This is a genomic window from Microcoleus sp. OTE_8_concoct_300 (assembly GCF_031383065.1).
In the GTDB taxonomy this organism is placed as follows: Bacteria; Cyanobacteriota; Cyanobacteriia; order Cyanobacteriales; family Microcoleaceae; genus Microcoleus.
This window is the reverse complement of the sequence record NZ_JANMZH010000739.1, coordinates 1-12,551: the sequence shown is the minus strand read 5'-3', so window position 1 is coordinate 12,551 and position 12,551 is coordinate 1. Positions and strand designations below refer to the sequence as shown.

At 46.8% G+C, this 12,551-nt stretch carries 8 protein-coding genes and 1 tRNA gene; 6 read left to right on the top strand and 3 right to left on the bottom strand.

The window, feature by feature from the left end; translation table 11 throughout:
• Positions 1-332: 332 nt before the first annotated feature.
• On the top strand, positions 333-1,421 hold the full coding sequence (gene ald, locus ACUVJL_RS33030) for an alanine dehydrogenase (protein WP_445249695.1): 1,089 nt from the start codon (positions 333-335) through the stop codon (positions 1,419-1,421).
• A gap of 161 nt (positions 1,422-1,582) precedes the next feature.
• Here ald and ACUVJL_RS33025 read toward each other — a convergent pair whose 3' ends face one another.
• Positions 1,583-2,458 (bottom strand): Uma2 family endonuclease, encoded by an 876-nt coding sequence (locus tag ACUVJL_RS33025; protein ID WP_445249694.1) that lies wholly within the window; start codon positions 2,456-2,458, stop codon positions 1,583-1,585.
• A gap of 395 nt (positions 2,459-2,853) precedes the next feature.
• On the opposite strand from ACUVJL_RS33025, the gene ACUVJL_RS33020 reads away from it, so the two are divergent.
• The 5 genes from ACUVJL_RS33020 (at position 2,854) to mutT (ending at position 6,629) form a co-directional block, all read left to right on the top strand.
• Positions 2,854-2,935, top strand: a tRNA-Leu gene (locus ACUVJL_RS33020).
• 73 nt (positions 2,936-3,008) lie between these two features.
• Entirely contained in the window at positions 3,009-3,785 is a 777-nt protein-coding gene (locus ACUVJL_RS33015; protein WP_445249693.1) for a TrmH family RNA methyltransferase, read from the top strand.
• Between the two features lie 726 nt (positions 3,786-4,511).
• Positions 4,512-5,471, top strand: a complete 960-nt coding sequence (locus ACUVJL_RS33010; RefSeq protein ID WP_333443656.1) for an RNA polymerase sigma factor, RpoD/SigA family — start codon at positions 4,512-4,514, stop codon at positions 5,469-5,471.
• A 223-nt stretch (positions 5,472-5,694) separates the two neighbouring features.
• Positions 5,695-6,036 carry a DUF760 domain-containing protein gene (locus ACUVJL_RS33005; protein WP_445249692.1) on the top strand — a complete coding sequence of 114 codons (342 nt, stop codon included), beginning with the start codon at positions 5,695-5,697 and terminating at the stop codon, positions 6,034-6,036.
• Positions 6,037-6,224: 188 nt separating this feature from the next.
• The gene (mutT, locus tag ACUVJL_RS33000; RefSeq protein WP_445249691.1) at positions 6,225-6,629 is read left to right on the top strand and encodes an 8-oxo-dGTP diphosphatase MutT; all 405 of its coding nucleotides are present in this window, start codon (positions 6,225-6,227) and stop codon (positions 6,627-6,629) included.
• Between the two features lie 465 nt (positions 6,630-7,094).
• Here mutT and ACUVJL_RS32995 read toward each other — a convergent pair whose 3' ends face one another.
• Positions 7,095-8,252, bottom strand: a complete 1,158-nt coding sequence (locus ACUVJL_RS32995) for an aldo/keto reductase (protein ID WP_445249690.1) — start codon at positions 8,250-8,252, stop codon at positions 7,095-7,097.
• Between the two features lie 123 nt (positions 8,253-8,375).
• Positions 8,376-12,551, bottom strand: a 4,176-nt coding sequence (locus ACUVJL_RS32990; RefSeq protein ID WP_445249689.1) for a non-ribosomal peptide synthetase family protein, incomplete at its 5' end; no start/stop codon positions are given.

Below are 12,551 nucleotides of genomic sequence, written 5' to 3'. Positions count from 1 at the left end.
GCTCTGGGGCCCATCCCACAAGAAAAAATAACTCTTGTGGGATGGGCCCCAGAGCCCGTCCCATCAATTGAGGAAAAGGATTTTTGCAAGAGGTCTAATGTATATCAATGCCGACCACGCATATCAAATAAAGTAGGAACAAGCTAAAAAGCCGATCGACTTTATGGAAAACGATCAATTTTGGAAATTGCGATCGATCAGCCGGAAAATCTAACAAAAATTCTCCTAGCCCAGCCGGATTGCCAAATCTAAAATCTACAATGGTATTGTCCCCCTGGGGATGGTTTTTAGGTTAGATTCGATCGACGTATGCCTGAGATTAGAGGTTATAGATGGAAATAGGCGTCCCCAAGGAAATCAAGGATTTGGAGTTTCGAGTCGGGCTCAGTCCCACAAGTGTCCGGGCTTGTTCGGACCAAGGTCACGCAGTTTTTGTCGAAACGAATGCTGGTGCTGGGGCCGGTTTCGCGGACGAGGACTACGTTGAAGCAGGGGCTAAGATTGTCTTAAAGGCTTCAGATGTCTGGAAGCGCGAACTAATTGTTAAAGTTAAGGAACCGCTGCCTGCTGAGTATCCGCTGATGCAAAAAGAGCAGTTGCTGTTTACATATTTGCACTTGGCTGCAGATCGCACATTAACTGAGCATTTAATCAGCAGCGGAGTCCAGGCCATCGCCTACGAAACCGTCGAACTCCCGGACAGAAAATTGCCACTGCTGACGCCGATGAGTATTATTGCAGGGCGTTTGGCCGTGCAGTTCGGAGCTCGGTTTCTGGAACGACAGCAAGGTGGCAGAGGAGTGCTTTTGGGCGGCGTACCGGGGGTAAGACCAGGTAAAGTTGTGATTTTGGGCGGCGGAATTGTCGGCACAGAAGCAGCCAGAATTGCTGTAGGAATGGGCGCGAGAGTGCAGATATTAGACGTAAATGTCGATCGCTTAGCCTACTTGGAAACTCTGTTCGGTTCCAGAGTAGAATACCTCTACAGCAGTCCTTTGCAAATTGAAGCAGTTATCCCCGATACTGATTTGTTAATCGGTGCGGTTTTGGTATTGGGCAAAAAAGCTCCAATTCTGGTTTCTCGCGAATTTGTTGCGAAGATGCACCCCGGTTCTGTGATTGTTGACGTAGCCGTTGACCAAGGCGGCTGCGTGGAAACTTTGCGGGTAACTTCTCACACAAATCCTACTTATGTTGAGGAAGGAGTCGTGCATTACGGCGTGCCGAATATGCCCGGTGCCGTGCCTTGGACTGCAACTCAAGCTTTGAATAACAGCACTTTGCCTTATGTTTTGCAGTTGGCAAATAACGGGATTAAAGCTTTGGAAATGAATCCGAGTTTGGCGAAGGGATTGAACGTGCAGAATCACCGATTGGTGCATCCGGCCGTGCGCGAGGTTTTCCCCGATTTGGCTGATTAGATTCCCACTTTTTTTAAGTAAGCTGTCCCGCATCTAAAATTATATTTTGGCGCGGGCGGGACGCCCACTCCACAAGCAACTTGATGTTTTGTGGAATGGGCCGAAGAGCCCGTTCCTAAGAAGAGCGCAAGATGTGAGTTACTACGAACCTTGTTGTAAAATTAGGGTTGATAGATTTGGCGGATTTCATCGAGGTTGTTGGCCGCTGGCATATAAGATGCGATCGCCTGCAAAACACCAACATCAGAAATTCCCGCAATCTCCTCAAGCAACAGCAATCCTTCATCTGGGAATTTCAGTCTTAAACCGAGTTCTATCGCCTGGATAAATGCTTGTTTAGTGCGCGCCTGTTCCTCCAGTAACTGAGCATCTTTTTGAGATAACTGAGCATCTTTTTGAGATAACTGAGTATCTTTTTGTGCCGCCAGTTCGTCGCCTGTAGGAATGGGCTCGCCACTAGCATAGCACCAGCGCAACCAAGTACCACCGACATTTTCAAATTCACCTTGCCACAGAGTTAGTCCCAAACCGACTTCGGGAAACCAAGCATCACTTTTCGGCACGTAAGATTGATTCTGCAATTCAAAGACTCGCAGCGTACTCCCCTTCAACTCGCGTAGCGGATCGTACACGACATAATACGGGATTCGCATTCGAGCGTAATCTATTAACTTGCTGCCCAATTCGTTGCCCGGAGTTGGCGAAACAATTTCGATCGCAATTTCGGGAGGTTTGCCAAATTCCCAAAATAAATACGATCGCACTTGTTTTTCCCACCAATCCTCAGCACCAGTAATATTGACACTAAGAAACACATCCGGGGCAATTCCAGGTAGACGCACGCTGCTGAACAAACCGACATTTGCAGCCGCAATGAAAGGAACGGTAATACCTGTATCGCCACCGCTATATAAAACCGTTGTCAGCAGCCGCTGCTGTTTTTCGTTGATGAAGCTGTCCAAAGGAGTATCGTCTTCTAAAACTAAGTTGCTAATATCTGGCAACTGACTCGGATCGAGGGTTAATGGCTCAGACATAGGTAGCCGACGTGATGAGAAATATCTGCCAAATCAATGGTAACAGAATGGGCATGGCATTGGACAATTTTAGATTTTAGATGGATTAGTAATTTTAATCGGAAATCCAAAATCGGATTCGGCATCAGGAATATTTTCTTCCTTCTTCCTTCGCGTCCTTAGCGCCTTCGCGGTTCGTTTAATCTTACGACCTATTAGCGATTGTATAGTTTACTGTTGTTGTTAAATGATTAAACCACTCTTGATGCTTCAGACACAGAATCTCCAGAAGAGAGAGATGAATAATTCCCATGCCAACGGATTTGATATGTAGGAGCAGCCCAGAAAAAAAATAAATTCCCCAAAACACTTGACAGATTCGCGAACTTATGGCACAGTAGTAATTCGTGACCAATGCGGAACTGGCGGAATTGGTAGACGCGCATGATTCAGGTTCATGTGGTGCAAGCCTTCCGGGTTCAAGTCCCGGGTTCCGCATTCCAAAGGCAGAAGGAAGTTTGGGGTTAACCCGATACAGGCAATAACCCCATTCGCTCTGCTGAATTAAACAATGCTGACAAGTATTCAAAACCCCCTAGTTAAAGAAATTCGCAAGCTGCACAGCTCGAAGGGACGCAGGGAACAACAATTATTTTTACTCGAAGGGACGCACTTGCTGGAGGAAGCTTGCGCTTCCAAATACCCGCTAGCAACGGTTTGCTGCACTCCCGAATGGCTGGATCGGCACGGGGAACTTTGGGAGCAAGTTGGTAATTTAGCCGATCGCACAGAATTAGTAAGTGCAAAAGTGTTAGAGTCGATCGCCACTACAGTCCAACCCGACGGCATTGTCGCCACCGCACCCCGCACCGCAACAGAGGCCGCAAAATTGTCAACTTTAGGAATAGCCCTAGAAACAATCCAAGATCCCGGCAACTTGGGGGCGATCGTCCGCACGGCTGCGGCTGCTAATGCTGACGGTTTGCTGCTGAGCGCAGACAGCGCCGATTTAGACCATCCCAAAGTGCTGCGCGCCTCCGCAGGAGCTTGGTTTAAACTGCCAATGGCAGTCAGTCCAGATTTAACCGCCGAAGTCTCGGCCTATAAAAATCGAGGAATGCAAATTTTAGCAACCGTCGCCGGGGCCAGTTTAAGTTATTGGGAAGTAGATTTGCGAGTGCCGACTCTGATAGTTTTGGGCAACGAAGGCTCTGGTTTGTCGGAAGAATTGAGGAGTTTGGCCGATCGACAAATCCAAATTCCCCTGAGTCGTGGCGTAGAATCTTTAAATGTGTCGATTGCCGGAGCCCTCATCTTGTACGAAGCTCAACGGCAAAGAACTGATTAGACTTATTGCATAAATTTTTGATTGATAGGGAAACCGCAGATGCAATGCAGATGCAACGCAGATTCATTTCAAGATTGGAGAGCGAATGCCTGCAATTCAAATCTCTTATTTAATTGTTAATTAATCCTTATCTGTAGGGCGGGTTCATCAATATGTGTAACTTCAGATTTATACCCTTGGACAGACGGGTGGCCTGAAATCGGGTTTTTTAACCAAAATACCTCCTTACAGCCCGTATATTCGGTAAAAAGCCCGGTTTCTTGGGTTCTTTGTGCGATCGCGAACTGAAGCTGCCGGGCATTTAAATTTTATTTTTCACTCTTTGCTGTGCCAACAGCGTTCCCTCCCCATCTCCCCCTCTGCCCCTCTCCCCATCTCCCCCTGTGAGAGGTGGTTGATTTTGTTTATATTGATGCAAACTGTAAAGCTAGGAAAGCGGGTACTCTCGTACCAACAGTCCAGGCTTACATGAAATAAATATGAAGAAATGTAGGCAACTGCTCTCACAAATGTTAAGATTCTTAACATAACGTAGTATTTGCACACCCCAACCAAAACCTAACCTGAGACGGTGCTGACTGGGAGTAGTAGCTAGCTACCATAAAATTAAGCCTCTTTAAATGGAAGGAAAGCGCAAGTCCCCGCCCGCTTTCCTTCCCAGCTAAAGCTAGGGGTTTGTGACTACCGCAAACCTTTAGAGGCACAGATCCTCAGCGGGAAAAGCTCATGAAAACTCTTAAGTCCTCAGATACAGATTCTGTTCGCGCTTACTTGCGGGAAATCGGCCGCGTTCCCTTGTTGACCCATGAGCAAGAAATACTCTACGGGAAACAGGTACAGCGCTCAACCGCACTGCATCAGGAGAAAAATATTTTAGCCGAAGAGTTAGGCCGCGACCCGACGGCGGCTGAATGGGCACAGGCAGTTGGGCTGTCTGAGGCACAGTTGCAGCGCACGATCGAACACGGGGAAAGGGCAAAGCGCCAAATGGTGGAAGCGAATCTCCGCCTGGTAGTGTCTGTTGCCAAAAAATATATCAAGCGCAACGTAGATTTACTGGATCTAATTCAGGAAGGCACGATCGGGATGCAGCGGGGAGTAGAAAAATTTGACCCGACTAAGGGCTACAGATTTTCTACTTATGCTTATTGGTGGATTCGTCAGGCAATTACTCGGGCGATCGCCGAAAAAGGCCGCACCATCCGCTTGCCGATCCACATCACCGAAAAGCTCAACAAAATTAAAAAGGCTCAGCGCCAACTTGCTCAACAGCTTGGTCGCGCGGCCACGGCTGCTGAATTGGCATCAGAGCTAGAATTGACTCCCAAACAGATTCGCGAATATCTCGATCGCGCGCGCCTGCCACTTTCCCTGGACTTGCGCGTGGGAGACAATCAAGATACAGAGTTGGGCGATTTGTTGGAAGATACGGGTACTACGCCAGAAGATTTTGCCCTGCAATCTTCCCTGCGGACTGACTTAGACCACCTGATGGCGGAACTGACTCAGCAACAGCGAGAAGTGCTCGCCTTGCGGTTCGGTTTAGAAGACGGGCAAACCTTAACTTTGGCAAAAATAGGCGATCGTCTCAACATCAGTCGGGAACGAGTGCGGCAAATAGAACGGGAAGCTTTGACCAAACTCCGCAAGCGCAAGCAAGATATGAACGATTATCTAGCCAGCTAGGTAGACTGGGGATTGGCGATCGGACATTTCGCCCACTCGCAATCCCCAATCTAAAATCGTAAAAACCGTCGCTTTTAATTCGGTTGTGCCCACTTGGTTGTTACGACTGTCCTGCTACATTAGTAATTACTTAGTAATAAAGATCAGCAGCGATCGGATAAGGGTTATTTAATTTAACCGCCCGCGTCTAACATAACAAGCTGTCTCTGAAACGGAGGTACTCGTGAGCAACTCATCTAATAAATCCCCAGAATTCTTTGAAGAAGACGGAGAAAATACCAACTTATTATGGCAATACGTGCAGTCGATGGCTCCCGACACAGTTTCTCAGTTGTCTAAGCCGACTTCTCACGAAGTGTTTCAAGTGATGGAGCGAAATATTGTTGGACTTTTGGGGAATTTGCCTTCGGAACACTTCGGGGTGACAGTGACTACCAGTCGCGAACATTTGGGTAGATTGCTCGCCTCAGCTATGATTAGCGGTTATTTTCTGAAAAATGCCGAACAGCGAATGACTTTTGAAAAGTCCATACAAGCCAGTGAGAGACACGGCTCGGAGGATTAGTAGATTCTTAACACTTAAGTGGTCCAAGTGTCAAGCCCCCCCTCGCAAGATGGGGGCTTAATATTTTAGATTTTAGATTTTAGATTTTAGATTTTAGATTTTAGATTTTAGATTAAATAATTGAATAATTATTGATATTATTCTTAAATTCCCAATTCCCAATTCCCAATTCCCAATTGCTAATTAATATGTCTCTTTCTTCTGTTGCCCACAAAGTTATCGGCGTTGCTGCAATCTGGAACGATCGCCAACAAATTTTGATTGACAAGCGCCGACAACATGGACTGCACGGGGGTTTCTGGGAGTTTCCGGGCGGTAAAATAGAGCCTGGAGAAACGATCGAAGCTTGCATAGAACGGGAAATTATGGAGGAGTTGGGGATTGTCGTAGAAGTAGGCGATCGCCTGATTACAATTGACCACGACTACACTAAATTTACAGTTAGGCTCTACGTGCACCACTGCCGCCACGTCAGTGGGGAACCGCAAGCGATCGAATGCGATGAAATTCGCTGGGTCACACTCGATGAAATTGACCAATTTACTTTTCCCCAGGCAAACGCACAGATTATCGCTGCACTGCGGAAAAGTTGAACTGTAAAATCAAATTCGATTGCTACTGACAACTGGCAACTGTTAACTGATAACTGACAGCTAATATCAATTCCGGTTACACCGTTCGGGATAGGGAGTAGTCCGTTGGGGAAGAGGGAATTATTGACCTTGACTTTGACTTGATCATTCCCATGCAACCGGAAACAATATGAGGGCTATGTCCTAGATTCTATCAAGCTTTTGACTCTTGTTGTCACCCCGTCAGATTCTAAGGTTCGGTAACGCCATTCAAGATTTTAACCCTCTTTTGTCACTCTGAGAAAATAAAAATGAGAGCCAAATTTTCAACTGTAGATATATTAAGGATTTGAGCATTTATTTTCTAACAGAATGGCTGAAATCAAGGTTTTTGGTAAAAGTCTTATGCTATAACCATCCCAGATTATTTTCTGCCGAAAGTGACAAAAGAGGGTTAAGTTCAGCCGTTCTCCAGCAAGGGGAACTTCAATTTCCGTTTAACACTTGAACAATTGAATCAGTAAGTTCCTGAAACCTTGCCCTCCCAAGCCGCGGGACAGCAGCAAGGGCTAGGTTCTCTTCTATATGTTTTGGCGCTTTCATCCCTACAAGGGCACTAAGCAGGCCAGGGGCGCTCCGGGTATATTGGAGCGCCCGCTGGCAGTCTGTCCGCAAGCTTTCGCCAAAGGCAAAAGCAATCTTTTCTGGGATCTGACCGATAACCTGCGCTTGACACAGCGACATACTGGCGATCGCCCAAATGCCTAAGCGATCGGCAGCTTCCAATACTGAGACTTGTTCTCCTTCGATTGTTTGAGTTGGAGTTAGAACCGCTTCCGGCATTCCCATATTCAAAGGAAGCTGGATAAACCGAAACCGATCCTCTTTGTTTCCAGCTACTTCCCGAGCAATGGACTTCGCACGCGCCAGATCAATATGATCCCTTTGAGTTGGAGGTACGCGGAAAGCATTCCAAGTTGCCAGACCGTAATTGGCAATTTTTCCAGCTAAAACTGCACCTTCAAGTACCTCAAAAACCTCTCGCAACCGATAGTAAAAAGTATCGGGTTCAACTTGAGAAAGTAGCTTTTCTGGATTGTGAAGATAGTAGACATCGATTGTCTCAATGCCGAGGTTGGCGAGGCTCCAATTAAGCTGATCTTGAATGTATTCTGGGTGGATGCAGTAACGCTCCGCAGCCAAATCTGCCATGCTGACAGTAGAGTTGTTTGGCTCGACGTACTGCTGATAAAACCACTCTACATGGTTTGGAGTTGGATGGGGAACAACGCCACCTTTCGTACAGATAATTAGTTCATCTCTTGAAGCCTCTCCCGATTTCAGGAGACGCCGGATAGCCCTTCCGACACTCCGCTCTCCGTACTGGTAGCGGTAGTTGATTGCTGAGTCAATTAGGTTTGCACCCCGCCGAACCGATTCAACTACAGCTTCCGCCACAAGAGTGTCAGTATACTCATCTGGTTCGCCAAGGTAAGTGCCAATTCCAATCGAGCTGGCAACGAGCGAACCAGTTTCTCGGAAGTGATCGGCTGCACAGTTTTTGTTATACCGTTCCCTGTAACGCCGCGTTCCTTCTGCGGTAGCTCTGCCTGCGATCGCGATCGCATTACTACTTCCTAACATAAAAATCTTTTGCCTCTTGTTGAATAAACTAATCAGGACTTGGGCCAGTCTAAGTGATGCTTGATTTAAAATTCTCCTCAAAGTGAGTGAGGTAGAAACGCGATCGCTCGCGCCTCTACATTTTTAGACCAGATGTTTGGGAGCCTCTATTAACTGGCGATCGGCGAGATAGGAAAAGTAAGTGCGAAACAAATTCGCATCTGCTTGCAGACAGGTGATGTCAGTGGTAGCAAGTCCATCTAGCGTATTTTGGCAATCGAAATGTAGCGTTCCTGATTGTGGCATTTCCGCTTCAGAAACTTTTTCGGAAAAAAGACCGACAAGCGGATACAACGCATGATCGGGAGAATTTCCAGCGCGATTTACAATTTCTGCTTGCCAAGTCTCATAAGAAACCCGCTCGATTGGATAGCCGATTGAGCGAATCCAGGCCACCAATTCACTTAGGTAGAAAGAATGAGGGTTGACTAAGTGAAAATTTTTCCCGATCGATTCTTTTTGCCTGGACAAGTGAACGATCGCTCGGCTCACATAGTCCACTGGCGCTACATTCATCAGCTTATCACTATCGGGCACGCATCCTAATTGCACGCAACCGGCAAGCAATCGGCACAGTGAATCGCTGGAATTGCAAGCACCCGTTTGGCTGTGTCCTGAAATACGTCCGGGTCGGTAAATGCTGATAGGAATTTTGCGTTCGCGCCCGATTTCGATTAACTTTTCTGCTACCCATTTACTCTGCGGGTAAGCGCCTTTGAGAACTTCTCCCGGCGTTAGTTCGTCTTGCTCTCCCACAACCTTCACCCCAGATTCCCCCGCTGAGGAGAAAACGGATATAGTAGAAACAAAATGCACGGGTTTGAGCTTAATTTGACTCGCCAGTCGCAGGATTTCTTGAGTTCCCAGAACATTAGAAAGCTTGAGAACCGAATAGGGATAAGTGAACTTGACAAACGCGCCATTGTGATAAATGACATCAATTTGGCTTGCCATTTCTCGAAACAGCTCCTCTGAAAGCCCCAAAAGTGGCTGAGCTAAATCTCCTACTATCGGGATAATCCGGTAGCTAAGATGCTCGTCCCAAATCGAATAATATTCGAGGCTACTTTGGATACGCTCCTTGGCTGATTCAGCATCGTCCGAGCGTACCAAGCAATAAATTTCTGCTTGAGTTTGCAGCAGCAATTCCCGGAGTAAAAAGGCTCCCAGAAAGCCTGTTGATCCTGTTAATAAGATGCGAGTGGGTTCAGCCGTCGGCTCAAAAATTGCAGTTTCCGGGCGGATGGCTGGGTCTAGGATAGCTTCAGCATTAATATCGAAATTCGAGGGGCGATCGCCCGCTGTGTTGCCCCCTTGTTGCATTTCGATCTTTTCAGCTAAACCAGCTACAGTAGGAGCTTCAAACAAAACGCGCAAAGGCAATTCCACCTGAAAACATTCTCGCACTTTGGCTAACAACTGAGTAATCAGTAATGAGTGTCCCCCCAACTCAAAGAAATTGTCGTGAATTCCTACCTTTTTAAGGTTGAGAAGCTGGCTCCAAATTCCGGCAAGAATCTCCTCACCGGGAGTGCGAGGGCCTACAAACGTATCTGTAAAATTGGCTGCTATGGACGGTGCAGGAAGCGCTTGACGGTCTATTTTGCCATTGGGAGTCAGTGGCAGCGCTTTCAGAACCACAAAAGCAGAAGGTATCATGTATTCGGGCAGCTTTTCTTTGAGGAATGAACGCAGGCTTTCAATCAGTTGTGAGTCCTGAACGCTGAGTTTTGAGTGAGAAACGATATAGGCGACTAAACGCTGATTCCCCGGTTCATTTTCCTGAAGTAAAACGGCTGCCTCGCGTACAGAGGGATGATGAGACAGCCCCGCCTCAATTTCCCCTAATTCAATGCGGAAACCTCGCAGCTTTACTTGGCGATCGACGCGACCGATAAATTCTATATTTCCGTCTGGCAAATAGCGAGCTAAGTCGCCAGTTTTGTAAAGTCGAGTTTCCGGTTCCTGAGTCAATGACTTGCAAATAAATTTTTCTGCGGTGAGTTCTGGTTGGTTTAGATAGCCACGAGCCAATCCCGCCCCAGCAATATATAATTCACCGGCTACCCCTACAGGAACCGGCTGCAAGTGCGCATCGAGCAAATAAATCTGCGTGTTGGGTAGCGGGCGACCTAAAGGAACTGTCTGGGAAATGCGATCGCCTTGCATTTTTACCTGATAAGTCAGCACGCCTACAGTTGTTTCTGTCGGCCCGTAATGGTTGAAGATCGAGCAGTCTGGATTGTATTTCTCAATTGTTTCAATTAAATTCCACATCAAAGGCTCACCGCCGAGAATTAATCGCTTTTTCGGTAAGATTTGCGAGGCGTTAGAAGCGCTCAACAAAGCTTTTAAGTGAGAGGGAACAATTTTCAGACAATCGATAGAATGTTGCTGAAAATAAGCGGCAATTGCTTGAGGATCTGTTGCGCGTTCTTGAGAGATGATGTGCAGGCATCCACCCGAACACAAAGCCGGAAAAATAACGGTGTTTCCCAAGTCGGCGGCGAAGGTAGAAACGGTGGCATAATTTGCACCTGATGGCAGGTTTAATTTTTCCTGAATTCCGTGCAGGTAATTGAGCAGTTGTCGGTGTTCAATGGCGACTCCTTTGGGGGTGCCGGTGGAACCGGAGGTATAGATAATGTAAGCTAAATTTTCACCAGAAGCAGAGACGAAAGTAGTAGGAGAAAAAGAGGGAATGTCTTTATCCAAGCAGACGATATATGCCTTAGTTTCAGGCAAATTTGTGATGAGATGCTGTTGGGTTAACAGCACTGGAGTCTGAGCGTTTTGCAACATCAATGCTAGGCGCTCTTTGGGCATGGCTGGGTCGAGCGGTAGGTACGCGCCACCTGCTTTGAGGATGCCTAGAATTCCAGCGATCGCCTCTAAAGAGCGATCGACGCAAAGGCCGACAATCACCTCTGGCTTGACATCTAATTGCTGCAAGTAATGGGCGATTTTGTTAGCGCGGGCGTTGAGTTCTCTGTAGGTAATTTGCTGATTTTCACAAACAGCAGCTATACGGTTGGGCGATCGCTCTGCTTGTTCTTCAAAGAGCTGGTGAACGCACTTATCGAGCTGGTAATCTGCTTTTGTACTGTTGAATTCTACTAATAATTGATTTCGGGCGCGAGCGCTCAGCATTTCGAGCTTGCCGATTGCGGTTTGTGGGTTGCTGGCTACACTTTGCACTAAGGCGTAAAATTGCTCTGCCAAGCACCGGATACTGTTGTCTGCCAGGAAGATAGTATCGTAGTGAAACTCAGCAGCGAGCGAGTCATTTTGGCGGTGGCAAGAGAGTTTAACTTTGAAGCGATCGCAGCACGCATACTGCTTGTAAATCGAAAAAAATACGCCACTAGCCGAATGCTTTTCGAGTTGTTCCTCAAACTCGAAACCAAATGAAAAGCCGGAATAGTTGCCTAGATATTCGGGGGAAAAATATTCTTGATACTTGTATGCCTCGCGTTCTTCCTGCTGAATTTGCTGCCAGGTTTCCGCGAAGGAAAAGTTTTCTGTTAGTTGGCTCGACAGCGGTAAAAATTTGGCAAATAACCCAAGCGCTGGCTCTAGTTCTTCGTATTTTCGACCGTCGAATGCCACGCCAACAGTAATCTCTGATTGGCCAATCAGCCGCCAGAGCAAAACTTTCCAGCAAGCGAGCAAGAATGTAGAAAGTGAGGTGTTGTACAGGCGGGCGATCGCTTCCACTTTTTCCAGCAAAGCTAACTCTAATTTGACCTCAAAAGATTGGGGAGTAAATTGAGCTGGCGCGTTAATTAATCTATTTTCAAACGGCAACCTTAAACTCGCTAGCGCTGAAAAATTCTGCCCAGTCCAATATTCTTTGCCCTCCGCCGCTTCCTCATCTTCGAGCAATTCATTTTGCCATTCGGAAAATTGAATGTATTGCACAACTTCATCGGTAATTTCTTCGCCGTGAAGGGAGGTGGCATAGCACTGGCTGATTTCTTGAACCAGATTTTTTAGTGTGCGACTATCGGCGCACAGTGCGGGCAAACTGACCAGTAAAATATGCCTCTCAGATGAAAGTGTAATTAAAGACAAGTGCCAAACAGGATTGCGATCTAAGTTGAATAAAGCACTCTTTTGTTGCTGAAAAATTTGTTCAAGTTTGGCTTCTTGATCCTGGGGATTTACTTCACTCAAGTTAACCCTGTTCCACGAAACAGAGCTATGTTCTGAGATAACTTGTATAGGAATTTTTAGCCCTGCCTTTCGCTGAAAGCTTGT